At 67.6% G+C, this 24,071-nt stretch carries 22 protein-coding genes; 12 read left to right on the forward strand and 10 right to left on the reverse strand.

Annotation, left to right across the window (positions count from 1 at the left end):
* Positions 1-3: 3 nt before the first annotated feature.
* A complete protein-coding gene (locus Q333_RS0103090) occupies positions 4-648 on the reverse strand; it encodes a thioredoxin domain-containing protein (protein WP_029415281.1) in 645 nt (214 codons plus the stop codon).
* Positions 649-892: 244 nt separating this feature from the next.
* Between Q333_RS0103090 and Q333_RS0103095 the strand changes: the two genes are divergently transcribed.
* Together Q333_RS0103095 and Q333_RS0103100 are read left to right on the forward strand one after the other, a co-directional pair.
* Positions 893-1,321: a hypothetical protein gene (locus tag Q333_RS0103095; RefSeq protein ID WP_029415282.1), complete on the forward strand. Its 429-nt coding sequence runs from the start codon at positions 893-895 to the stop codon at positions 1,319-1,321.
* A 117-nt stretch (positions 1,322-1,438) separates the two neighbouring features.
* Positions 1,439-1,834, forward strand: a complete 396-nt coding sequence (locus tag Q333_RS0103100; protein ID WP_157072351.1) for a hypothetical protein — start codon at positions 1,439-1,441, stop codon at positions 1,832-1,834.
* Positions 1,835-1,863: 29 nt separating this feature from the next.
* Here the strand turns inward: Q333_RS0103100 and Q333_RS0103105 are convergent, their stop codons facing one another.
* The gene (locus tag Q333_RS0103105) at positions 1,864-2,421 is read right to left on the reverse strand and encodes a DUF721 domain-containing protein (RefSeq protein WP_029415284.1); all 558 of its coding nucleotides are present in this window, start codon (positions 2,419-2,421) and stop codon (positions 1,864-1,866) included.
* A gap of 21 nt (positions 2,422-2,442) precedes the next feature.
* On the opposite strand from Q333_RS0103105, the gene mutY reads away from it, so the two are divergent.
* A complete protein-coding gene (gene mutY, locus Q333_RS0103110; protein ID WP_029415285.1) occupies positions 2,443-3,522 on the forward strand; it encodes an A/G-specific adenine glycosylase in 1,080 nt (359 codons plus the stop codon).
* Between the two features lie 150 nt (positions 3,523-3,672).
* Here mutY and Q333_RS0103115 read toward each other — a convergent pair whose 3' ends face one another.
* Positions 3,673-5,820, reverse strand: a complete 2,148-nt coding sequence (locus tag Q333_RS0103115; RefSeq protein ID WP_029415286.1) for an amylo-alpha-1,6-glucosidase — start codon at positions 5,818-5,820, stop codon at positions 3,673-3,675.
* 101 nt (positions 5,821-5,921) lie between these two features.
* Here Q333_RS0103115 and Q333_RS0103120 point away from each other — a divergent pair, with 101 nt between their 5' ends.
* Positions 5,922-6,347, forward strand: coding sequence for a GNAT family N-acetyltransferase (locus Q333_RS0103120; RefSeq protein WP_029415287.1), 426 nt, complete (start codon positions 5,922-5,924; stop codon positions 6,345-6,347).
* Positions 6,348-6,368: 21 nt separating this feature from the next.
* Here the strand turns inward: Q333_RS0103120 and Q333_RS0103125 are convergent, their stop codons facing one another.
* Positions 6,369-7,475 carry a glycosyltransferase family 4 protein gene (locus tag Q333_RS0103125; RefSeq protein WP_029415288.1) on the reverse strand — a complete coding sequence of 369 codons (1,107 nt, stop codon included), beginning with the start codon at positions 7,473-7,475 and terminating at the stop codon, positions 6,369-6,371.
* A gap of 134 nt (positions 7,476-7,609) precedes the next feature.
* Positions 7,610-8,689 (reverse strand): site-specific DNA-methyltransferase, encoded by a 1,080-nt coding sequence (locus tag Q333_RS0103130; protein WP_029415289.1) that lies wholly within the window; start codon positions 8,687-8,689, stop codon positions 7,610-7,612.
* Positions 8,690-8,819: 130 nt separating this feature from the next.
* Between Q333_RS0103130 and murC the strand changes: the two genes are divergently transcribed.
* The 8 genes from murC (at position 8,820) to ftsZ (ending at position 20,096) form a co-directional block, all read left to right on the forward strand.
* Positions 8,820-10,250 (forward strand): UDP-N-acetylmuramate--L-alanine ligase, encoded by a 1,431-nt coding sequence (gene murC, locus Q333_RS0103135; protein WP_029415290.1) that lies wholly within the window; start codon positions 8,820-8,822, stop codon positions 10,248-10,250.
* Positions 10,247-11,158 (forward strand): UDP-N-acetylmuramate dehydrogenase, encoded by a 912-nt coding sequence (murB, locus tag Q333_RS0103140; protein ID WP_029415291.1) that lies wholly within the window; start codon positions 10,247-10,249, stop codon positions 11,156-11,158. Before murC ends, murB begins: the two co-directional genes overlap by 4 nt.
* The gene (locus Q333_RS0103145) at positions 11,148-11,648 is read left to right on the forward strand and encodes a DUF5946 family protein (protein WP_029415292.1); all 501 of its coding nucleotides are present in this window, start codon (positions 11,148-11,150) and stop codon (positions 11,646-11,648) included. The genes murB and Q333_RS0103145 overlap by 11 nt, the downstream gene beginning before the upstream one ends.
* A 73-nt stretch (positions 11,649-11,721) precedes the next feature.
* Positions 11,722-12,660: a D-alanine--D-alanine ligase gene (locus Q333_RS0103150; protein WP_029415293.1), complete on the forward strand. Its 939-nt coding sequence runs from the start codon at positions 11,722-11,724 to the stop codon at positions 12,658-12,660.
* The gene (locus Q333_RS0103155; protein ID WP_029415294.1) at positions 12,648-13,532 is read left to right on the forward strand and encodes a cell division protein FtsQ/DivIB; all 885 of its coding nucleotides are present in this window, start codon (positions 12,648-12,650) and stop codon (positions 13,530-13,532) included. Before Q333_RS0103150 ends, Q333_RS0103155 begins: the two co-directional genes overlap by 13 nt.
* Before the next feature lie 28 nt (positions 13,533-13,560).
* The gene (gene ftsA, locus Q333_RS0103160; RefSeq protein ID WP_281173701.1) at positions 13,561-14,901 is read left to right on the forward strand and encodes a cell division protein FtsA; all 1,341 of its coding nucleotides are present in this window, start codon (positions 13,561-13,563) and stop codon (positions 14,899-14,901) included.
* A 168-nt stretch (positions 14,902-15,069) separates the two neighbouring features.
* Positions 15,070-18,309, forward strand: a complete 3,240-nt coding sequence (locus tag Q333_RS0103165) for a TonB-dependent receptor domain-containing protein (RefSeq protein WP_029415296.1) — start codon at positions 15,070-15,072, stop codon at positions 18,307-18,309.
* A 251-nt stretch (positions 18,310-18,560) separates the two neighbouring features.
* Positions 18,561-20,096: a cell division protein FtsZ gene (gene ftsZ, locus Q333_RS0103170; RefSeq protein ID WP_029415297.1), complete on the forward strand. Its 1,536-nt coding sequence runs from the start codon at positions 18,561-18,563 to the stop codon at positions 20,094-20,096.
* Between the two features lie 87 nt (positions 20,097-20,183).
* On the opposite strand, the gene Q333_RS0103175 is transcribed toward ftsZ, so the two are convergent.
* From Q333_RS0103175 to Q333_RS0103195, 5 genes are read right to left on the reverse strand one after another with little or no spacing between them, the layout of a single operon-like run.
* Positions 20,184-21,467 carry an MFS transporter gene (locus Q333_RS0103175; protein ID WP_029415298.1) on the reverse strand — a complete coding sequence of 428 codons (1,284 nt, stop codon included), beginning with the start codon at positions 21,465-21,467 and terminating at the stop codon, positions 20,184-20,186.
* A 12-nt stretch (positions 21,468-21,479) separates the two neighbouring features.
* Positions 21,480-22,016, reverse strand: coding sequence for a GNAT family N-acetyltransferase (locus tag Q333_RS0103180; protein ID WP_029415299.1), 537 nt, complete (start codon positions 22,014-22,016; stop codon positions 21,480-21,482).
* On the reverse strand, positions 22,004-22,426 hold the full coding sequence (locus Q333_RS0103185) for a hypothetical protein (protein ID WP_029415300.1): 423 nt from the start codon (positions 22,424-22,426) through the stop codon (positions 22,004-22,006). Before Q333_RS0103185 ends, Q333_RS0103180 begins: the two co-directional genes overlap by 13 nt.
* Positions 22,427-22,438: 12 nt before the next feature.
* Positions 22,439-23,773, reverse strand: a complete 1,335-nt coding sequence (astB, locus tag Q333_RS0103190) for an N-succinylarginine dihydrolase (RefSeq protein ID WP_029415301.1) — start codon at positions 23,771-23,773, stop codon at positions 22,439-22,441.
* Positions 23,770-24,060 (reverse strand): hypothetical protein, encoded by a 291-nt coding sequence (locus Q333_RS0103195; protein WP_029415302.1) that lies wholly within the window; start codon positions 24,058-24,060, stop codon positions 23,770-23,772. The genes astB and Q333_RS0103195 overlap by 4 nt, the downstream gene beginning before the upstream one ends.
* Between the last annotated feature and the right edge of the window lie 11 nt (positions 24,061-24,071).

Below are 24,071 nucleotides of genomic sequence, written 5' to 3' on the forward strand. Positions count from 1 at the left end.
CGATCAACCCTCCGCCAAGGCGGCGTCGACCGCGGCCGACAGTCCGGCCAGCGAGGGGTCCTGCACCTGCTGACCGTTCACCATGAAGGTCGGGGTGCCGCCGACGCCGGCGTCCAGCGCGGCCTTGATGCGCGCGTCCATCGCCGCGATCGACTCTTCGTTGGTCACGCACTGCTGGAACTGTTCCTCGCTCAGACCCACGCCATTGGCGATGCGCAGCAGCACCGGACGCGGACCGGCCGGGCCGAACATCTCCTGCTGGCTGGCCATGATCTCCTCGATCACGGGGAAGTAGTTCTCCTCGCCTGCGCAGCGCGCCATCAGGAAGCCGGCGACGGCGACGGGCTCCGGCGCTGTCGGGAACTCGCGGAACACGAAGCGCACCTGGTTGGTATCGACATACTTGGCCTTGAACTCGGGCCATACGTCGCGTTGCCAGGCGGCGCAGACGCCGCAGGTGACCGAGGCGTATTCCACCACCGTGACCTTGGCGCCCTCGGCCGCGCCCTTGGCCATGTCGCCTTCGGCCGGAGCTCCAGCGTTGGAACCCGTGCACCCCGCCAGCGCCGCCATGGCGGCCAGCGCCGCGGCTGTGACGGCCGCGCGGCGGCTCATGGAAGCGAACTTGAAACGACCGTCGGCGCGCATGGCGTGTCCCTTGAAGCGAGCGAATGCGGATGATCGCGCGATTCCCCGGGGTTCGCGCGAATTCCCTGTTTGTCGAGAACAGGTGCGGCGGAAAAAGGTCAAGGGGGCGTGAGCCGAATCCTGCTGCCACGGACCGTGCGATCTTGCGTCGATCGACCCGCCGGGTCCGTCAGAAGCCGTCGGTTGATCGACCGCCAGTCATTCGTCATCGTCCGGCACAGATCTGCAAAGGGGAGCGGCGATCGTGAAGCGGCTGACGTCGGGTTTGAAGAACGCCGTCGCCTTCGGGGCGGTGGGGCCGGCGATCGGCGTCGTCATCTACGGGCTCTGGGGATGGGCGTTGTCGCAGGATGACGGCCCGGCGTCATTGCTGGGCATCCTCTGGCTGCTTCCGTTCGGCTACATTCTGGCGGGCATCCCCGCGGTTATCACGGGCTTCGTCATCGGCCTGGTGGTCGGGCCCGACCGGCCCGGGCTCTATGTCGGCGGCTCGGGCCTCGTCGGCGGGCTCACGGCCGGTGGCGTGGCCTTTCTCGACGCCGCCGCGCCGTCCGTCAGCGAAGGGGTGGTGAACCTCACGCTCATCGGCGCGCTCGCCGGGTTCGGCGTCGCCGGGGCGAGACTGCTTTTCCGCAGGCTCCGCTCCCGACGGATGGCCAACGCCGTTGCCTGATCCGATGGCTGCGCAGGCCGGGCACGGTCAGTGCGAAGGCGCCCATCGTCTCGAACCATCAGCTTGACCTGGATGGCGCCTCCGGCAATCTGACGGACTGCGAGCAGGAGGACCCAAGTGTCTATGAAGGTTTGCGTAGGAGCGGTCCTGATCCTGTCGGCTGTGGGCTCCGCGACGCAGGCCGCTATGCAATCGGGTCCCGGCTATCTGCGGCCACCGCTCGAGCGCGTCTATGGCTTCTGTCAGGCTTCCGAGCCGAACACGCGCGCCTACTTCGCCGTCAGTTCGGTCTTCAGCGTGCCCGGTTCTGCCGACGCGCAACAGGTCGCCGAGCGGTTCGAACGCTTCGCCGAGAGCGCCGTGCAAAAGGATTTCGCAAGTCCAGAGTGTCGGCTCTTTTTCGGAGATGAGGACCGGGCGAACGGCGGTCGAAGGTTCACGCTGCAGGATCTCCAAAACACAGGCAGACAGGTCCATTTTCTGGAGTGGTCGGACCCGCAGCCCGACCCATAGACCCCGTCAGAGCGACCTGCGCGCCGTCTCTACCGACCCCGCCTCGCCTGATCCGACAGCACCGCCCGGCCGAGGTTCGCCAGGGCCGTCCTCAGCGCGTCAGGGGCCGCCGCGACGGACTGCTTCAGCTCGACTTCCGCTGAGGCGTCGAGGGGCTCGATCCGCCGGCGCGCGCCCTTGGTCGAGGCGGCGGGGGCGGGCAGGGGCTTCACCGGGCCTTGCGCGATCCGCAAGCGTTCGACCGCGCCCTCGCCGAGGAACAGGTTCACGCGCTTCAGGATGTCGGCCGACTGGTGCTGGACCAGCAGGGCCGCCGGGCCCGCGACGCGCAGCTCCAGCGTGCCGCCCGCGCCCGCCCGCCCCTTGGTCAGCTTCTGCGGGCGGGTGACGCGGGCCAGCTGATCGCCGACGATCTCGCGCCAGCGAGGCTCCAGCGCACCCGCGCCGCGTCCGAACTTGGCGTCCAGCTCCTTGATGAAGGGGGCCAGCGAACGGCCGGCCGGCGGCGCGGGGCGCGGCACGGGCCGGGTCCGTCGCCGCGACAGGATCTCGCGGGCCTCGCTTTCGGTGGGCAGATCGCGCGCCATGGCCTCTATATAGCGCGGCCCATGCCAGCCGTCGCCCCAAGCCCCGCCGACCTCGACGTCTCCGCCGTGCGCGCCGCCGTGCTCGACTGGTACGACGCCAACGCCCGCGTCCTGCCGTGGCGCCGGCCACCGGGATCGGACGCGGCGGTCGATCCCTACAGGGTCTGGCTGTCGGAGGTGATGCTGCAGCAGACGACGGTGCCGCACGCCAAGCCCTATTTCGAGCGGTTCACCGCCCGCTGGCCGACGGTCTCGGATCTCGCGGCGGCCGAAGACGGAGCTCTGATGGCCGCTTGGGCGGGGTTGGGCTACTACGCCCGCGCCCGGAACCTGCTGGCCTGCGCCCGGGCGGTGGCCAGGGATCACGCGGGCGTCTTCCCGGACACCGAGGCCGGGCTCCTGGCCCTACCGGGAGTGGGCGCCTACACCGCCGCCGCCGTCGCCGCCATCGCCTTCGATCGCCCCGCCAATGTGGTCGACGGCAATGTCGAGCGGGTCGTCGCCCGCCTGTTCGCCGTCGAGACGCCGATGCCCGCCGCCAAGCCGGAGCTGAAGCGGCTGGCGGCTATGCTGATCGCCGACGACCGCCCAGGGGACTGGGCCCAGGCCTTGATGGACCTAGGCTCGACAATCTGTCGGCCCAAGTCACCGCTTTGCCTGATGTGCCCGATCCGCGCCCACTGCGCCGGCCGCGCCACCGGCGATCCCGAACGCTACCCGGTCAAGACGAAGAAGGCCGCCAAGCCTCATCGCCAGGGTGTCGCGTGGGTGCTCCGCGATGGACAGGGCCGCGTCGCCCTCGTCCGCCGTCCTGACAAGGGCTTGCTCGGCGGAATGCTCGGTCTGCCGACCGGAACTTGGTCCGACGGCCCGCCGGATGAAGCGCCGCCTTCGGTCGCGGACTGGCGCGACGCGGGTGCCGTGGAGCACGTCTTCACCCACTTTTCCCTGACGCTGGCGGTGCGGGTCGCCCGCGGCGAGGGTGACTTCGACTGGACGCCGGAAGCCGAGGCCCTCGACGCCCTCCCCACCGTCTTCCGCAAGGCGCTCGAACGGGGCCTGGGCGCGGAGGACCCGTTGGAACCGGGCTCCGAGCCCTGATCGTTGTCCCGGACAGCGCTGGGCGCGCACTCGCGTGGCGCACAGTTCCATTATGAATTACAAAGGTTTAGGGCAAGTCTCTGCGTTCAGCCCGCAGGGTTTGGACTCGTTGTACTCGGTGAACCGAGAGTCCAATGCGGCGTTTGGCATCTAGCGCGTTGTGACGATCCTGAGGTCGCCCATCCGGTTCCTGGGCATGACCACAACCTGGTCGCCGACCCGCTCGAAGGCCAGGTCGACCGTGGCGTCGCCCACCTGAAGCCGGCTGACGGTCAGACGTTCGGTCCCTGTGGGCAGGGTCGGCGCGGTCAGGGTCACGGTGCGCGACAGGGCGTCGATCTCGATCCCCAGCGCGGCCTGCAGCATCAGGAACACCGACCCCGCCGCCCAGGCCTGGGGCAGGCAGGCGACCGGGTAGGCGATGGGGCCTTCGCCCGGCTCGCGCTCGAAGCCGCAGAACAGCTCGGGCAGACGCATCTGGAACCGGCTGGCCGCGCCGTAGATCTCGCCCAGGATCAGGGCCACGGCGTCCCTCTCCCCGTATCGCGCCATGCCAGCGACGCCGAGCGAGGTGTCGTGCGGCCAGACCGAGCCGTTGTGATAGCTCATGGGATTGAACCGGGCTTGCCCCCTGGCGAGCGTCCGGATGCCCCAGCCGGAGCGGAACTCCGCCCCCAGCAATCGCCGCGTCACCGCCTCGGCGCGGGCGGGCGTCGGCAGGCCGGTGAACAGCAGATGCCCGGCGTTGGAGCCGATGGCCTCGCAAGGGTTCCCGTCGCCGTCCAGCGCGATGGCGTAGAAGGACTGGTCCTCCATCCAGAACCGTTCCTCGACCAGCTGCCGAACCTCCTCGGCGCGGATGCCCCAGGCGCGGGCGCGGCCGTCGGTCAGCCGCTCGCCCAGCTCGGCCATCGCCTGCCAGGCGGCATAGGCGTAGCCCTGGACCTCCAGCAGGGCGACGGGGCCTTTGGGGAAGCGGCCGTCGGCGTGGAAGATGGAGTCCTCGCTATCCTTCCAGCCCTGGTTGGACAGCCCCGTCTCGGCCGCGCGCTGATAGTCGATCAGGCCGTCGCCGTTGCTATCGCCCCAGTCCCGCATCCACTCGGTCGCGGCGATCAGGTTGGGCCAGAGCCGGCGGATCAGGTCCAGGTCGCCGGTCCGCCGCGCATAGGCTCCGGCCAGGGCCACGAACAGGCAGGTGGTGTCGACGCCGCCGTAGTAAAGGCCGAACGGCACTTCGCCGAGCGCGCTCATCTCGCCGCCCCGGGTCTCGTGCATGATCTTCCCGGGCTGGCTGTCCTTGAAGGCGTCGACCTCGGTCGCCTGGCGCGCGGCCAGATAGGTCAGGACGCCTTTGGCCAGCGAGGGGTCCAGCCAAAGCATCTGCCACGCCGTGATGATCCCATCGCGCCCGAACGGCGTCGAGAACCAGGGCGTGCCGGCATAGGGATACGGCCCGGTCGGCAGGTCGGTGGTCAGGAGCGCGATGTCGGCGCGGGACTGATCCAGCCAGGCGTTAAAGCGGGGGCTGCGCGGGCCTCGCACCGAGGCGCCCCGCCGCCGCCTGCGCCGCATGGCCAACCGCGCGGCGACGGCGTTCTCGCGCCAGCGCCGGGCCTCCGGGGTCGCGCACAGGTCGGGTCCGCACTCGATGTAGAGGTCCAGTTCCTTGCCCATCGGCAGGCTGAACATGAACTCGGCTCGTGATCCGGTCAGGCGGGCGGGCGGCTCCGAGAAGGACAGGCAGCTGGTGCGCGTGACATCGTCGAGCCCGGCGTAGGCGAAGGTCACCGTGCGCCCGTCGTGCGTCGGGGGCCGGGCCGCGCCCCGCTTGTCCCGCAGCGTGCCGCGCACCTGGAAAATGTCGGCGAAGTCGGCGGCGAAGTCGAAGGCGAGCGGCAGCAGCACGTCCTCGATGCCGTGGTTGACCATGCGCACCCGCTCGAACATCCGCCGGTCCCAGATGAAGCGGCGTCGTTCGATGTGCAGCACGCCCGCAGGTGCGGACCGCCCGCCCATCGGAGGCAGGGGGCGGTTGGTGACGTGGGCGGTGAAGAAGACGTTGTCTCGCGACACACCGGAGCTCAGCCGCGAGGGCCGCGCCAGCCCCACGGTCATGACGAAGCGCGACAGGATGCGGGTGTCCTGATGGAACAGGCCATCAGCCCCGCCCTTCAGATCGCCCCAGTTATCGGCCACCAAGAAGGTGTCGGCGTCCTTGAGCGCCTGGAGGGTGTCCAGGCCGCCGGTTTCGCCGGCCTCCGCCGCCGTGGTCTGAACCGAATAGCCGTCGTCCATGAAACCTCGCCGTCGTGACCGTCAGCCGCGCGGTCTAGCTGTCGAATGCGAGGGGAAAATGGCCTTGACGCCAATCGGTTCAGTCGGCTTTCGATGGCCGTATGATAGACAGGCCTATCCAAATCCGAGCCCTGCGCACCGACGACTGGCCCGTCGTCCATCCGCTTATCGCCGAGTTGCGCTCTCTGTCCGAGGCGGAGTTCCTTGAGGCGATGACGCGCCAGACCCAGCACGGGTACCAGATGGTCGGGGCATGGTCGGTGGATCGCTGGGTCGGAGTGGTCGGATATCGACCGGTACGGACGCTCGCGCGCGGGCTGCACCTTCATGTCGATGATCTGGTCGTGGATCCTGGCGTCCGGGCTTCGGGGATCGGCCGTGCCCTGTTGGCCCATGTCGAGGGCGAGGCGCGGCTGGCGGGTGCCAAGTCCATCTTCCTCGATGCCCGTCCGGAATCGATCGGCTTCTACGAGCGAGAGGGTTTCGTGCCTCACACGTCGCCGTCCATGGTGAAGCGAATGCTCTGAGGGCGATCGGCCTGGGCGCGGTCAGGCTATCGCGGCGAAGCTGCGGTCCTCGTGCAGCGGGACGACCACGTCGCTGAGCGCCGGCTCGGCGAAGGGGCGCTTGGCCAGCAGATCGCCGTAGACGTCCAGATACCGCCGGGCCATCGCCGTGGCCGAGAAGCGCAGTTCGAACCGCGCTCGGATGGCCTCGCGATCCAGCAGGGGCGCGCGGTCGGCGGCCGCGATGGCCTGTTCGATGGTGTCGACCAGGAAGCCGGTCGCGCCGTCCTCGATGATCTCCGGCGTCGAGCCGCAGCGGAAGGCGACCACGGGCGTGCCGCACGCCATCGCCTCGATCATCACCAGGCCGAAGGGCTCGGGCCAGTCGATGGGGAACAACAGGGCGTCCGCGCCGCCCAGGAAATCCGACTTCTGGTGGTCGCCGATCTCGCCGATGAACTCGATCAGGGGGTTGCCGTCGATCAGCGGCTTGATCTTGGTCTCGAAGTAGATCTTGTCCGCCGCGTCGACCTTGGCCGCCATCTTGAGCGTCTTGCCCAGCTTGGTGGCGATCTCGATGGCGCGGTCCGGCCGCTTCTCCGGCGAGATGCGGCCGAGGAAGGCGAGGTACCCGTCGGACTTCGGCGAGAAGCGGTACTGCTCGGCCGGCATGCCGTGGTGAACCGTCGCCTTCCAGTTGGCGAAGGCCAGCGGGCGACGCTGATGGTCCGAGATGGAGATCAGGCCGAAGTCGGGCCACCGCTCATAGACCTCGGGCAGGTCCTTCATGTCGAGGCGGCCGTGCAGTGTCGTCACCGTCTTGTCCGCGAACCGCTCGAAGAACGGGAAATGGATCATGTCGGTGTGGAAATGGATCACGTCGAAGTCGTCGGCGCGGGCCAAGACCTCGGAGAGCATCGTCATATGCGCGGCTAGATCCGACTTCAGCGGTGCCGGGTCCAATCGGATGGCCTGATCGCGTACAGGGATCAGCCGGGCCTTGGTCCGGGCCTCCGCCGACGCGAACAGGGTCACGTCATGACCCAGCTCGACCAGGGCGTCGGTGAGGTGGGCAACGACGCGCTCAGTGCCGCCATAGAGCTTGGGCGGCACGGCTTCGTACAGCGGCGTGACCTGGGCGATTTTCATGGCGAGCGTTCCCACGCCCCGGGCAGCAGCGGGCGCGAGAGTTGAAACCGGTCACCTCTGGAAAGGTTCCGTTCCCACGATCGATTTCCACCAATGTTTTCGGTAGGTTACAGGAGCGCTATGTACGTTGGCCGTCATTGCATCCCGGCGCGTACCTCGGCCCGGAGCGCATCGATGGGACGCAGGCCCGCGTCCGAGCGGAAACGCCAGTAGGTCCAGCCGTTGCACGCCGGGGCGTTCTCCAGCAGGGCACCGAGCTTGTGGATCGACCCGCTGAGCGAGCCGGACACCAGCGATCCGTCCGCCCGCACGCGCGCCTCGCGCTCGCCCTTGGGGCAATACAGCACGTCGCCCGGGGCCAGCAGCCCGGCCTCGACGAGCGCACCGAACGGCACCTTGGGCTCGGACTTCTTGGAGCCCATGACCATCAGATCCTCGGGCGCGGCCGGGCGCACCGCCTTGATGCGCTTCTCGGCGACCTTGGCGTACTCGGGATCGCGCTCGATGCCGATCCAGTGGCGGCCCAGGCGCTTGGCGGCCGCGCCGGTCGTGCCGGTGCCGAAGAAGGGGTCCAGCACCACGTCGCCGGGGCGGGTCGCGGCCAGCAGCACACGGTGCAGCAGGGCCTCGGGTTTCTGGGTCGGGTGGGCCTTCTTGCCGTCCTCGCCCTTGATCCGCTCCTCGCCGGTGCACAGCGCCAGCGTCCAGTCCGAGCGCATCTGGGTGTCTTCGTTGAAAGCCTTCAGGGCGTCGTAGTTGAAGGTGTAGCGTTTTTGCTCGCGGCTCTTGGCGGCCCAGATCAGGGTCTCGTGGGCGTTGGTGAAGCGCGTCCCCTTGAAGTTCGGCATGGGGTTCGATTTGCGCCAGATGATGTCGTTCAGCACCCAATAGCCCAGGTCCTGGATCGCGGTGCCCAGGCGGAAGACGTTGTGATAGCTGCCGATCACCCAGATCGAGCCCTCGTCCTTCAGCACCCGGCGGCACTCGGCCAGCCACTCGCGGCAGAAGGCGTCATAGGCGGCGAAGCTGGAGAACTTGTCCCAGTCGTCGTCCACCGCGTCGACGCGGGAATTGTCCGGACGCAGCAGGTCGCCGCCCAGCTGGAGGTTATAGGGGGGGTCGGCGAAGGCCATGTCGACGGACTTGTCGGGCAGGGAGCGCAGCACCTCGATGCAGTCGCCGATGTGCAGGATGTCGGTCTTGAGATCGGTCACGAAGGCGGCCCCGGCTACGCTGAAGGCCGCACGGTGAATCCTCGTGGTTAAGGCCGGGTTGATTCCGCCCAAACACGGCGGCGAGCGCCCCCCTCGTGCATTCCTGCACGGCCCTTGCTAAGCGGCTCGGATGATCGCGCGCCTTCGACCCGTCCCCTTCGACCTCGGCCCCGTCCACTTCGTCGGCATCGGCGGCATCGGCATGAGCGGCATCGCCGAGATCATGCTCAAGATCGGCTATTCGGTGCAGGGCTCCGATGCCAAGTCGAGCGCCAACACCGAGCGGCTGGAGAAGCTGGGCGCGAAGATCTTCATCGGCCATGACGCTGCTCATGTCGGCGAGGGGGTCTCGGCCGTCGTCTACTCCACGGCCGTCAAGCCGACGAACCCCGAGATGATGGTGGCGCGCGAGCGGCGGATCCCGCTGGTGCGGCGGGCCGAGATGCTGGCCGAACTGATGCGGCTGCAGTTCTCGATCGCGGTCGGGGGCACCCACGGCAAGACCACGACGACGTCCATGGTGGCGGCCCTGCTGGACGCGGCGGGGCTGGATCCCACGGTGGTCAACGGCGGGATCATCAACGCCTATGGCACCAACGCCAAGGTCGGCGACGGTGACTGGATCGTGGTCGAGGCGGACGAGAGCGACGGCAGCTTTCTGCGCCTGAAGTCGACGGTGGCCATCGTCACCAACATCGACCCGGAGCACCTGGATCACTACGGCGACTTCGACGCGGTGCGGAAGGCGTTCTGCGACTTCGTCGAGAACATTCCCTTCTACGGGTTCGCGGCCGTGTGCCTGGACCACCCGGAGGTCCAGCGGCTGGTGGCCTCGATCGATAACCGGCGCATCGTCACCTATGGCATGAACCCCCAGGCGATGGTCCGGGCAGACAAGGTCGAGATGGCCCCCGACGGGGCGCGCTTCGACGTGCTGATCCAGGGGCGGGGTCTGGCGGCGCTGGACGAGCCGGTGCGGATCGAGAATGTCCACCTCCCCATGGCCGGCTGGCACAATGTCGCCAACGCTCTCGCCGCCATCGCCGTGGCGCGCGAGCTGGACGTCTCGGACGAGGCGATCCGGGCGGGCCTGGCTGCCTTCGCGGGGGTCAAGCGGCGCTTCACCACAACCGGTGTCGTCAACGGCGTTCGCATCGTCGACGACTATGGGCACCATCCGGTCGAGATCGCGGCCGTGCTGAAGGCCGCGCGCCAGGTGGCCGAGGGCCGAGTGATCGCCGTGGTGCAGCCCCACCGCTTCACCCGCCTGCGCGACCTGATGGACGAGTTCTCGACCAGCTTCTCGGACGCCGACAGCGTCATCGTCGCCGATGTCTATGCGGCGGGCGAACAGCCCATCAAGGGCGTAGATAAACAGGCCCTGGTCGACGGCATCCGTCGCTATGGCCACCTGAGGGTCTCGGCGCTGGAGAACGCGGCCGTCCTGCCGCGCGTCATCGCCGAGGAGGCCAAGGCGGGTGACGTGGTGGTGCTGTTGGGCGCCGGCGATATCACCGCCTGGGCCTATGCCCTGCCGGCGCAACTGGAGGCGCTCGCGTGAGCTGGCGCGATGCTCTGCCCGCCGTGCGTGGAAAGCTGGTGCGCGATGAGCCGTTGGCCCCCTACACCTGGTTTCGGGTCGGCGGGGCGGCGGACGTGCTGTTCATTCCCGCGGATGCGGAGGATCTGGCGAGCTTCCTGAGGGCGCTCGATCCGGTCGTGCCGGTGACGGTCCTGGGCGTGGGCTCCAACGTCATCGTGCGGGACGGAGGCGTCGAGGGCGTGGTGATCCGGCTGGCGGGGCGGCTCTTCGCCGGGATCACGACCGAGGGCGACACGATCACGGCCGGCGCGGGCGCGCTGGACGCCATGGTGGCCAAGGCCTCGGCCAAAGCCGGGATCGCGGGACTGGAGTTCTACGCCGGCATTCCGGGCACGATCGGCGGCGCCCTGACCATGAACGCGGGGTGCTATGGGTCCGAGACCAAGGACGTCCTGGTGTCCGCGAGGGGCGTCATGCGAAGCGGGGAATTGAGGGAGTACTCGCTGGAGAACTTCGGCTACTCATATCGCCACAACAGCTACGACGAAGACATCCTCTGGACCGAGGCGACCTTTCGCGGAACGCCCGACGATCCTGAGGCTGTCGCCGCCCGCATCGCCGAGATCACCGCGCGGCGCGAGCAGACCCAGCCGATCCGCGAGAAGACCGGCGGCTCGACCTTCAAGAATCCGCGGGGCCATTCGTCCTGGAAGTTGGTCGACGAGGCGGGCTGGCGCGGGCGGCTGCACAGGGTCACCGGCGGCGGGGCCAAGTTCAGCGAGCTCCATTCCAACTTCATGATCAACCCCGGCGAGGCGACCGCCGCCGACATCGAGGGTCTGGGCGAAACTGTCCGCGCCGACGTCCTGGCCAAGACCGGCATCCAGTTGGACTGGGAGATCAAGCGCCTCGGCCGTGTCGGCTGATCTCCAGCTGTGTCCCGGCTGCGGCTCGCAACTGGCGGCCGTCGACGGACCGACCCACGCCTATATGACGTCATCACCGGCCTGCTGGGCCGCGTTCAACGCCGTGATCGCACGGGAGTTCGCCGATCCCGGCCTGATGGACATTCACCGCCTGACGGTTGACGCCTGGGCCGTACAGCATCCCGGCGACGGTTCGCGCCGGGCCATCCAGTCAGTCGGCTTGCATCTGGCGCGGCTGTGGGTCCAGCTGGATCAGGGGATTTCCGGGCCGACGGCGAACGCGGCCATGCTCGGGTTCGCCGAGCGGAAGGCCGATCTTCCGGAGTTGCCGCCACGCCAAGTCTATACTGTCACGGTCGCGTACGTGGTGGATGCGTCCGAGCCCGATGCGCATCGCTCGGCCGTCATGACCTGGGCGCGGGCGGTCTGGACCGATTGGGCCGATCAGCACGAATTCATCCGGCAGTGGGCGATCGGGGGATCAAAGTAAACTCGACGTAAACCTTGAATGGGAGATCAAGAGGATCGGCCGCCCGTCATAAGCCCAAGCTAGAACAGCCCTCATGTCCCCACCCCTGTCAGAGCTGCACGTCGCCGTCCTGATGGGGGGGCTCTCCTCGGAGCGGGAGGTGTCGCTGTCGTCGGGCAAGGGCTGCGCCGACGCCCTGGAAGGCCAGGTCGCGCGGGTCAGCCGGGTCGACGCGGGTCGCGACCTGGCGCAGGTGCTGACCGAGCTCAAGCCTGACGTCGTCCTGAACGCGCTGCACGGCGAGTGGGGCGAGGACGGGTGCGTTCAGGGCATCCTCGAGACGCTGCGGATCCCCTACACCCACTCCGGCGTCCTGGCCTCGGCGCTGACGATGGACAAGGACAAGACCAAGTCGATCCTGAAGGCGGCGGGCGTGGCCGTGCCCGGCGGCGGCCTGTTCGACCGGCATGAGGTGGCCCGCCGCCACGTCATCGACCCGCCCTACGTCATCAAGCCCAACGCCGAGGGCTCCTCGGTCGGGGTTTATCTGGTGCGAGAAGGTGCCAACGGCCCCCAGACCGAAGTTGGGTCCGACGACTGGACCTATGGCGACCTGGTGATGGTCGAGCCCTATATCCCCGGCAAGGAACTGGCCGTCGCCGTCATCGGCGAGGTGACCGGGCCGCGGGCCCTGACGGTGACCGACATCACCCCCGTCAAGGGCTTCTACGACTATGAGGCCAAGTACGCGCCGGGGGGATCGGTCCACAAGCTTCCGGCCGACATCCCGGCCCACGTTTTCGAGGCGGCGCTGAGGGAATCCGAGCTGGCGCATGCGGCGCTGGGGTGTCGGGGGGTCAGCCGGACCGATTTTCGTTATGACGATGTTAAGGATGTGCTCGTCCTTCTGGAGGTCAACACCCAGCCCGGCATGACGCCGACCTCGCTCGTTCCAGAGCAGGCCGCGCATCTGGGCATGAGTTATCAAGACCTGGTCCGGTGGATGGTGGAGGACGCCTCATGCCCGCGGTAGTTCGCGGCGGTCGACGCGCGCAGTCCGCGCCGGCTCCGAAACGCAGCGCGGGTCCGCGAGGACAGGGACGCGGTCGCGCGCCCCGGAACGTCGGCGGGGTGCCCGGCAAGATGGCGGCCTTGGGTCGGCTGGACCTCAGCCCGCGCGCCGTCGTCATTTCCATCTGCGCGGGCGTGGCTGTGCTGGCCTTGGTCATGGCGACGGGATCGCGCGCCGAGCGGATCGGGCAGTCGTTGTCGAGCGGCCTCGACGGTGTCACCGCGGGCCTCGGGCTGAAGCTGAACCGCGTGCACATCACCGGCGCCTCCGATGAGGCGACGCCGGCGATCCAGCGGGCGCTGGACGTCGAGGCGGGTCAGCCGATCACGACGCTGGACCTCGACGCGCTGAAGGCCAGCGTGGAAGAGGTGGGCTGGGTCAGGGAGGCGCGGGTGGTCCGCCTGCTGCCCGACACCCTGATCGTCGAGGTCAAGGAGCACGACCGCCTCGCCGTCTGGCAGACCGGCGGGCGAACCTACGTCATCGACAGCGAGGGGCGCGCCATTCCGGGCGCCGACGCCGGGCGCTATCCCAACCTACCGCTGGTGGTCGGCAAGGGCGCCGATGCGGCGGCCGGAGCCCTGCTGCCGCTGCTCGCCCAGCGTCCCCGCCTGATGGGCCGGGTGGACGCCATCGTGCGGGTGGACGAGCGGCGCTGGGACCTGCGGCTTAGGGACGGCGGCATCATCCAGCTGCCGGCGCTCAATCAGGAGGCGGCCCTGATCCAGCTGGACGCGCTGGATCAACGCGAGCGGCTGCTGGAGCTGGGCTTCGCCCGCATCGACCTTCGCACCGAGGGCCAGGTGGCCGTGCGGCCCGGCGCCTCGGCCTGAGCGACAGTAGAGTAGGGGATTTCACGGGATGGCGGGCAAGAAGGGCGATCCGGCGGCTGACGGCGCGAAGTTCGACAAGGGCGGCCTGAACAATCGCGCGCCAGTCGTCGCCGCGCTGGATCTGGGCCAGTCCAAGGTCGCCTGCTTCATCATGAAGCCCGACGGCGTTCGCCACGCCGACCGCACCATTCGCGTGGCGGGGGCCAGTCACGTCCAGTCCAAGGGCGTGAAAGGTGGCTCCATCGTCAATATGGACGAGGCCGCCCAGGCCATCGGCCACGCCGTCGAGCGGGCCGAGCGCACGGCAGGGGCCCCCGTGTCCGGCGTTATCGTCACGACCGCCATCGGCCAGATGGCCAGCCACCGGGTGCAGGCCCGGGTGTCACTGGGGGCCAATCCGATCGGCGACGCCGATCTGGCCCGCGCCATCGGCATGGCTCTGGCCCAGATTCGCCTGCCCAACCGGCGGCCAATCCATGTTCTGCCCATCGCTTGGTCGGTGGACGGAGCGCGCGGCGTGCACGATCCGCGCTCCATGCGCGGCGGCTCTCTGGGGCTCGACCTGCTGGTCGTGTCCATGGCCGAGAGCGCTTTCAACGCGCTCAGCCACTGTCTGGAGCTGGCCCATCTCGATCTTCAGGGCGTAGCCGCCGCGCCCGTCGTGTCGTCGCTCGCCGCGCTGGAAGAGGACGAGATGGATCTGGGCTGTGTCTGCATCGACATGGGCGGGGGCTCGACCTCGGCCGCGGTCTGGGGCGGACGCTCCTTGCTGCATGTCGAGTCGCTGAATGTCGGCGGCGATCACGTGACGGCCGACATCGCGCGAGGTCTGTCAACGTCCAAGGCCGGCGCGGAACGGCTGAAAACCTTGCACGGCTCGGCCATGGCAGCCGCCCATGAGGACCGCGAGATGCTGGAGGCCCCGCCGCGCGGCGAGGAGCCCGGAGCGGGGCCCGTGATCGTGCCCCGCGCCATGCTGAAGACCGTCATCGCGCCGCGCGTCGAGGAGACGTTGGAGCTGTTGCGTGACCGACTCAAGGCGGCTGGCGCGGGCCTCGATCCTGGCGCGGGTCTGGTTCTGACAGGCGGTGCCAGCCAGCTGAACGGCGTGCGGGAGCTAGCAGTCCGCGTGTTCGATCGCCCTGTGCGACTGGGGCGACCGCAGCGCGCCCCGCACTTGGCCGACTCGGCGGCGGGTCCAGCCTTCTGTTCGGCAGCGGGGGTGTTGCTAAGGGCAGCCTACGGCCCCCGAGAGGCGGTCTCGGCCCGCAAACTCATGTCGCGACAGATCACCGCAGCGGACGCGCCTCGCGTTCATCGAGGAAATCTGGTCGCGCGCGCAGCGGGTTGGTTACGCGACAACCTTTGACCGTTGCTGGACCTGTGTCCGGACTGTGTCCTCGCTGTAACAAAAACGCCGCTTGAAGGGCTTTTCGCCGCCGTAATCGTTGCAGTCACGTAATTTATCGCTAGCGTCTCCGACCGACGGTCACCATCCGACAAGAGTGGCCATAGTTTCAGGGCTCAAGGGGCACGCATGAATACGTCAAAGCGCAACTATCTCTTCGGAACCACGGTCTTGGCAGGCATGCTGGCCGTCGCCGCCCCGGCCTTCGCCCAGGACGCCGCTCCTCAGCAGGACGAAGAGGCGACCGAGGTCGAAGAGATCGTCGTCACCGGCTCGCTGATCCGTCGCGACCCGACAACGGCCCCGACTCCGCTGATCCAGACGACCCGTGAGGAAATCATTCAGCAGGGTGAACAGAACGTCGTCGACTTCCTGGCCGACATCCCGGCCCTGCAGAACAGCCAGGTGCCGGAAGACACCACCGGCGGCTTCGTCGGCATCGGCGGTCTGTCCACCCTGAACCTGCGCAACCTCGGCGGCGCCCGCACCCTGGTGCTGGTGGATGGCCGTCGTCACGTCGGTGGCAACCGCGGCGGCGTGAGCGTCGACGTCGACACCATTCCGACCCCGCTGATCCAGAGCGTGGAGATCATCACCGGCGGCGCCTCGTCGCTGTACGGCGCCGACGCCGTCTCTGGCGTGGTCAACTTCATCATGCGCACGGACTTCGAAGGGATCGAGTTGGACGCGGGCGTCAGCCAGCTGACGCAGGACGAGGGCTCGCTGAACCAGCGCTACTCCGTGCTGGTCGGTCGCAACTTCCTGGACGACCGCCTGAATATCTACGGCTTCGCCGAGTATCAGACCTCCGACATCGTCAACGACCGCGAACTTCAGATCGACTGGATTCAGAACGAAGAGCGTCTACAGAACGTGGATTTCGATCCTGCCAGCGCGCCGAACGATGGCAACCGCGACATTGAGCGGATCGCCGGTCTGCGGACCCTCAGCCGTCCGTTCGGCGGGATCCTGACCATCGCCAACGGCCAGCAGCCCTCGCCGACGTCAGATCCGGATATTGGCTACTCGGGTTGCGGTAGCAACGGCACCGCCTTGGTCCCGCTGACCGCCGCTCAGAACAACACCTTCGGCAACACGGGTTGTTTCCCGATCAACGTAGGTTCCAGCTTCCGCTTCCGTGAAGGCGGCACCCCTTACGCGATCGATATCGGTACGGGCTTCATCCCCAACGGTACCGCCGGTCGCACGCTCACCGTCGGCGGCAACGGCGACGGCCTGGTCGTTCAGGATATCAACCGCCTTCCCGAGCAGGAGAATAAGCGCTTCCAGGTCGGTCTGAATTTCGAAGTCACAGACAACATTGATGCCTTCGCCGAGTTTAAGTACGTCGACGACTATAATCTCGACGTCTTCCAGCCACACTTCTCAGACGTCGGTATTCGGCCGTTCGTGGGCAACGAGTACGGCATTGTCGACGCGGCGACCCTGACATCGGGTCGCATCGGTTTGGACAATGCTTATCTTGATCCGGCGCTGCGGACAGCGATCCAAAACAACGTCCGTACTGTATACGCCGCCAACGGGACCGTGTTGGGTACCCAGGCCGATCCGCGCGCCGCTTTCCGCCTGTTTAGCTACGACCTTGGCTTCCGTCCGCAGACGAATGAGCGCGAATTGACCCGCTTCGTGGGCGGCTTCCGTGGCGATTTCGACCAGTTGCTTTTCCTCAGGGACGGCCAGTGGGAACTGGGCTACACTTTTGGCCAGACCGACATCGTCAACAACGAGCCTGAGACGATCGATCTCCAGCGCTGGTTCTTCTCGGCCGACGCCGTGCGCGACACCGCCAACGTCGTGGGTCAAGGTGCCAACGCCATCGTCTGCCGGGTCCAAATCTTGTCGCGTCAGGGCGTGCCGATCATCAACCAGGCGACCGGCACGGCCTATGCCGCCAACGATCCGACCATCACGGGCTGCGTGCCGCAGAACATCTTCGGCCTTGGGGGGCAGGCGGTCGCCCGCAACTACATCCTGACGGACTTCCTCCGGACCGACACCAATACCCAGGAAGACTGGCGCGGGTTTGTGTCCGGCAACCTTTGGGATTTCTGGGGCGCGGGTCCCATCGGCATCGCGCTGGGCGGCGAGTACCGCAAGGAAAGCTGGGAATCGACAGTCGCTGACTTTGGTCCGCGGGTGCTGTTCGGCAACAGCGGCTCAAACCTCGATGAGGTCAGCTATGATGTGACCGAAGGGTTCGTCGAACTCCGTGTGCCGTTGCTGACAGACGTGCCGTTCGCTCAGACGCTGGAACTCAGCGGTGCCTTCCGTTACTCGGACTACTCGACGGGTGACCAGACGGAAACCTACAGCACCGCCCTGTTCTGGCAGCCGATCGACGACATCGCCTTCCGCGGAACGTACGGCGAAGCGTCGCGTGCGCCGACCCTGAGCGAGTTGTTCAATCCGCTCGCTGCGACCTTCCCGAACATCACGGACGGTTGCTCACTACCGGTGATCAATGCGACCAGCGACACGCGCATCCGCAACAACCGCATTGCCAACTGCGCGGCGCGGGGCGTGCCGGCGACTTATGTCGACCCGAACCCAAATACGTCCAACTCGGGCTTCTCGGGCTCAAATCCGAACCTCCTCACCGAGACCTCGACGTCCTATACCCTGTCGACCATCCTGACCCCGACGTTCTTCCCCAACTTCGAGGTCGTGCTGGACTACTATTCGATCGACATCGACGACGCGATCGCAACTCTCGGCATCCAGACGCTCGTCAATCTCTGCTATGACGAGGACGTGTCGAACACCAACGCCTGCGGACAGTTCACCCGCGATCCGACGACCTTCGAGATCACGAACTTCATCCAGGGGCCGTTCAACTTCGCGGGTCTGCGCGCCCGCGGCATGGACTTCCAGGCCAGCTACCGCACCGACCTGCTGGACCTGATCGGCCGTGACTGGGGTACGCTGAACTTCTCGTTGGCGGGCAACTATCTGATCCGCCGTCAGGACTTCACCAGCCCGACGGACCCGAACTTCCCGACCCAGATCGACGGCACGGCGAACAACCCGCGGGTTCGTTTCCGGACCAACACGACCTGGACGCAAGGTCCGCTGCAGGTCTCGTGGCGGGTCGACTTCCAGCGCGCCTACGACATCGTCTATCGTCGCAACATCGTGACCAACCTGGACTCCCGCGACTTCGAATACCTGCGGGCGCCGAACTTCTGGCAGCACGACGTCAGCTTCCGCTACAACTTCAACGACGAGATCACGCTCCGTGGCGGCGTGACCAACCTGTTCGACGCCGAGCCCTCCATTCAGGCGGGCCTGCAGGACCAGTACGACCTGTTCGGTCGCCGGTTCTTCTTCGGCATCAACTACCGCTATTGATCGCATTCGCGATCGAGGTCTGAAGGGGAGGGGTCCGAAAGGGCCCCTCCCTTTTCGTTTGAGCCGGCCGTGCGGAAAAACTCCGGCCACGCTGGCTTTCAGGCCTTCAAGCCAGTCCGACTCACGCTATCCGGTAACCTTCTCTTAACGGCGCTGGGTGATCCTTAACGCGCTTATAACCAATGCGAACCGGCGGGGACGTCGCATCGGGGCCGTTCAGGGCAGGGTCGGAACAGAAGGTCGGTTAACGGATGTCTCTCTCACTGGTGCGGCCGCAGGCCACGGAACTGAAGCCCCGGATCGTCGTGTTCGGCGTCGGCGGCGCGGGCGGCAACGCGGTCAACAACATGATCGACGCCGGCCTGGAAGGCGTCGAGTTCGTGGTCGCCAACACCGACGCCCAGCACCTGTCATTCGCCAAGACCGACCGCCGCATCCAGCTGGGCGAGACGATCACGCAAGGCTTGGGCGCGGGCGCCCACCCCGAAGTCGGCATGAACGCCGCTGAGGAGAGCGCCGACGAGATCCACGCGCACCTGGAAGGCGCGCACATGGTCTTCATCACCGCCGGCATGGGCGGCGGCACCGGCACGGGGGCGGCCCCGATCATCGCCAAGTGCGCGCGTGATCGCGGCATCCTGACTGTCGGCGTCGTGACCAAGCCCTTCACCTTCGAGGGCCGCCACCGCATGCGTCTGGCCGACGCCGGGATCGCCGAGCTGCAGCGATATGTCGACACCCTGATCGTCATTCCGAACCAGAACCTGTTCCGCGTCGCCAACGAGCGCACGACCTTCGCTGATGCCTTCGGCATGGCCGATCAGGTGCTGCACTCGGGCGTGCGCTCGATCACGGACCTGATGATCCTGCCGGGCCTGATCAACCTGGACTTCGCCGACGTCCGCGCCGTCATGTCCGAGATGGGCAAGGCGATGATGGGCACCGGCGAAGCGACCGGCGACGACCGCGCCCTGCTGGCCGCCCAGAACGCCATTGCCAACCCCCTGCTGGACGAGACCAGCTTGAAGGGCGCCAAAGCCGTGCTGGTCAACATCACCGGCGGCCTGGACATGACCCTGCTGGAAGTCGACGAGGCCGCCAACGCCATCTCGGCCGAGGTGGACGGCGACGCCAACATCATCTTCGGCGCGGCCTTCGATCCGGCGCTGGACGGCAAGATCCGCGTCTCGGTGGTCGCCACCGGCATGGACGAGGTCGCCACCGCCAAGATCGAACCGGTCGCCACCCGCCAGCCCGCATTCCACGAGTCGCGCCGCGCCGAGTCGGTCGCCCAGGCTCCGCTGCGGAGCGAGCCGGCCCGCCGTGAGGCCACGGTCGCCGCCGCCTATCGCGCGTCCGAGCCCGCGCCGATCGTCCCGACCTTCCAAGCCCCCGAGCCCGCCCTGGCGCGCGCGCCCGAGCCGGTCATCCACGTCGCCGAGGACGAGCGCAAGCTGGAGCCCATCGTCGATCCCTGGGTCGAGGCGTTTGAACTGGACCACGGCCGCGTGGGCGCGACTGCATCGGATCAGGGTGACCTCTACTTCAACGCCCCCGCTCCAGCGCGCGCCGAGGAGCCGGTCTATCAGGAGCCGGATCATCGCCGTTCGGGCTGGAGCCTGTTCGGCAAGAAGCCGCGCGCACAGACGGCCTACGCCCCGGTTCAGCCGTCGCGCCAGCCCCAGCCGCAACCCGAACTGCGCCAGACGGCCCAGGCCGCGCCTGAGCCCGCTCCGGCCGAGGACGATCTGGAAATCCCGTCGTTCCTGCGTCGACTGGCCAACTGATCCACGGCCGGTTCGGACGGCAAGCGATTGCCTGTCCACTGCAGGATTGACGTAACACCGGCCAGCTCCGCTGGTCGGTGAGAGCCGTCAGCTCGTCTCGATCAGGCTCTTGTCCCGGGTGTCGCGCATCGTGACGTAGGTGATCAGGGACAGGCCGATCATCGCGGTGACGTACCAGAAATATAGGCTCTCGCGCCCGTCCAGCTTGAACCACAGGGCCACATATTCGGCCGTGCCGCCGAAGGCCGCGTTGGCGATGGCGTAGGGCAGGGCGACGCCCAGCGCCCGAATGTGGGCGGGGAACAGCTCGGCCTTCACCACGGCGTTGATGGCGGTGTAGCCCGACACGATCACCAGAGCCGAAAGGGCCAGCAGGAAGGCGGTGAACGGGCTGTCAGTCGCCGCCAGGCTGGTCATGATCGGCACGGTGCAGAACACGCCCAGGATCCCGAAGCACATCATCACAGGCTTGCGTCCGACGCGGTCCGACAGCGCTCCGACAGCCGGCTGGAGGAGCATGAAGATGAGCAGGGCGGCGGCGCTGATCTCCGTTGCCTGGGCCTTGGTGAAGCCCGAGGTGTTCACCAGGAACTTCTGCAGGTAAGTCGTATAGGTGTAGAAGGCGAGCGTGCCCCCGGCGGTCAGGCCGATGACGATCAGCGCCTCCTTGGGATGACGCAGGATCAGTTCGAGCGCGCTGGATTTCGGGCCTGAGCGGGTCTCGAAGGCGCGGGTTTCGTCCAGGCCGCGCCGTAGCCAGAAGACCACTACGGCGAGGGCCGCACCGACGAAAAAGGGGATACGCCAGGCCCAGGCTTCCAGCGCCGCCTCTCCGAGCGTGCGCTGGAGCAGTATAAGAAGGGCGAGCGCCAAGAGCTGGCCTGAAATCAGGGTGACGTACTGAAAGCTGGACCAAAAGCCGCGATGCTTGGCCGTTGCCATTTCGGACAGATAGGTGGCGCTGGAGCCGTATTCCCCGCCAACACTGAGCCCCTGCATCATGCGCGCGAGCAAAAGCAGGGCCGGGGCCAGCACGCCGATCGTGGCGTAGCCGGGCGTCAACGCGATGATCAGGGAGCCGGCGCACATCAGGCTGACCGAAAGGGTCAGGCCGGCCTTCCTGCCCTTGCGGTCGGAGTAGACGCCCATAAGCCAGGCCCCGATCGGGCGCATCAGGAAGCCGACGGCGAAGATGGCAGCGGTCGCCAGCAGCTGGGCCGTCGATGAGCCCTCGGGAAAGAAGACCGGCGCGAAGTAGACGGTGAAGGCCGCATAGGCGAACCAGTCGAACCACTCGACCAGATTGCCGGCCGAGCCGCCGACGATGTTCTTGAGGCGGCGTGCGGGGCGCATGGCGACGGCGTCTGTCATGCCCCTTGGCTATCAGGCGATCAGCGACTTGCCCATCCGCACCAGCGGCACCGGCACGCCGCCCCGGTCGTCCTCGAACCGTTCGATCGCGACATAGCCCGCGGAGAGGTACAGGGGCTCGCCGCCCATCGTGGCGACCAGTTCGACCCGGTCGTATCCGGCGTCGCGCGCGCCCGCCTCGCACAGGTCGAGGATCATCCGCCCGATGCCGCGCCGGACGTGGCCGGGGTGGGTGTACATGGCGCGGACGCGGGCGGCGTCGACGCCGGGTGTCAGGGGCGCAGGTTCGCGGCCGGGGGTGTGGTCGCCGCCATAGGTCGTGATCCTCCGGCTCCAGCCGCCGCAGCCAACGAGGACGCCATCGGCCTCGACGACGAAATAGGTGTGGTCGGCGATGATCTGGCTGTCGAGACCCATCAAGATGCGGCTGGCTGCGATCTGGTCGGCCGTCAGGAAGGTGGCGAGGGGCCCCGCGATGGCCCGGTCCATCAGGACGACGATGGCTGGAATGTCGGCCTCGGTGGCGACGCGGTGGGTCAGGTCCGCCATAGCACGATCAGCCCGATCAGGTGGACGACGCCGTAGACGAGCACGATCAGCGAGCTCCACAGAACGAAAGGCGTCACGCCGCCCCAGTTCAGGGCGAGCGCCGGGACCAGCACAAGGCCGCGCAGAAGATAGACGGCGGTGATCAGCACGAGCGCGGTCTTTAGGAGCGGCAGGCGCGGGATCAGACCGGCCCCGGAGAAGGCGTAGGCCGCCCATACCGACAGGACTGTGGCGATGCCGATCGTGATCAGCGTCGGCCCGATCGCGCCGCGCTCGGCCATGCGCGCCATCCGTTCTCCGGCGCCGAAGAAGCGATACCAGGCGGGACCGCCGAGGATCACCGCCAGGTGCAGCACCGCCGCGAGCCCGCTGAGCAAGCCGCCTGTGACCAGCCACGGGTTCTTCGTCATGGCGACGTCCTGTCAGTTTCTCTGGAATGGATAGAACCCCGACCCGAGACCCAGCAATGGTGCGAGTTGATCCAGCGCGGTCCGGCTCTCTTCGATCAGGGCCGGATCGGCGAGGTCGGCCGGGGTCAGGCGCTCGCGGTAGTGGCGATCGGCCCAGGCGGACAGACGGGCGTGCAGGTCGTCGGTCAGCCGCATCGCCGGGTTGGTCGCGGCGAGCTCCGCCTCGGTCAGGACGACGCGCAGGCGCAGGCAGGCGGGGCCGCCGCCGTTCCTCATCGACTGACGCACGTCGACGTATTCGACTCGCCCGATGGGTCCGTTGGAGGCGGTCAGGGATTGGGCGACCGCGTGGCTGCGCGGATTGTCGCGCGTCTCGGTCGGGCAGATCAGGGTCAGGCGGTCCTCGCCCGGCAGGCTGACCAGCATGGAGTTGAACAGATAGCTCGAGATGGCGTCGGCCAGCGGCAGGTCGGCTGAGGAGACTTCGACGAAGATCGGGTCGAAGCCTTTCGCGGCCGCTTGTATGGCGGCGTGGGTTCCGGCGGTGTCCTCGAAGGCCAGGTCGTGGTGGAACAAGGTGCCCAGGGCGCCGACGCAGACGACGTCGTTGTGGAAGGTCCCGCCGGCGATGGCGGCGCGGGACTGCTGGGCCAGCACCGCGCCGGACGCGCCGTGGCGACGGGCGATGGCCTCCGACGCCTGCCGGGTCTGGCGGGCGGGATAGGGGCCGTCCCAGGTTTCGAAGGCGTCGCGGCCCCAGACCAGCAGGTTGACGCCGGGCGATCCGTGCTCGGCGCAGAGGCGGACGTGGTTGGCCGCGCCCTCGTCGGCGAGATGGGCGACGGGCGACAGGGCGTCGTGGACGGCGAACCGGGTGGAATCCGGGAACAGGGCGTTCAGCGACCGCTTCGTCTGGGCGTGCTCCAGGCTGCGGTGCAGGTTGGTGACCAGATTGGCGGGGGTGAAATGGACGCGGCCGTCGGCGGCGTCGGCGGAGGGAGTCACCGTCGCGGCGTTGGCGGCCCACATCGGGCTGGCCGAGCAGGCGGCGGCGGCGAAGCTGGGGGCGTCCTTCCAGGCGCGTTCCAGCACCGCGGCGTCGGAGCCGGTGAAGCCCAGGCTGCGCAGGAAGGGGATGTTGGGTCGCTCGTGCGGCGGCAAGACGAACTGCGGCAGGCCCAGGTCCGCCAGCCGCTTCATCTTGTCGAGGCCCTGCAGGATCGCCGCGCGCGGGTTGGACGCCTCGCCCTTGTTCAGGCTGGAGGCGAGGTTGCCGGGGCTCAGGCCCGCATAGGAATGCGTCGGCCCGATCAGGCCGTCGGCGTTGGCTTCGACGGCGGGGATCATCGGAATGTGTCCCGCAGAAACTGTGCGATCAGGAACTGACTGATCACGACCGATCTTTGCCAATGCACAACAGTTAACCAGGCGAGCGGAAGCATTGCGATCATGGCGATGAGACCATGAACACTGAGCGTCAGGCGCATTTCACGCGGGGCCTGCAGAATCTGGAAAAAGGCAGCAAGCGCTACCACCCCCCAAAATCCGACCAGTGGAAAGACGATGATCGGCGCGTCATCCAGCCACCAGAGTGCCAAGCTCATGACATTGCAAAGATAGCCAGCAGCAAACATGAACGCAGCGG

Source organism: Brevundimonas bacteroides DSM 4726 (assembly GCF_000701445.1).
In the GTDB taxonomy this organism is placed as follows: Bacteria; Pseudomonadota; Alphaproteobacteria; order Caulobacterales; family Caulobacteraceae; genus Brevundimonas; species Brevundimonas bacteroides.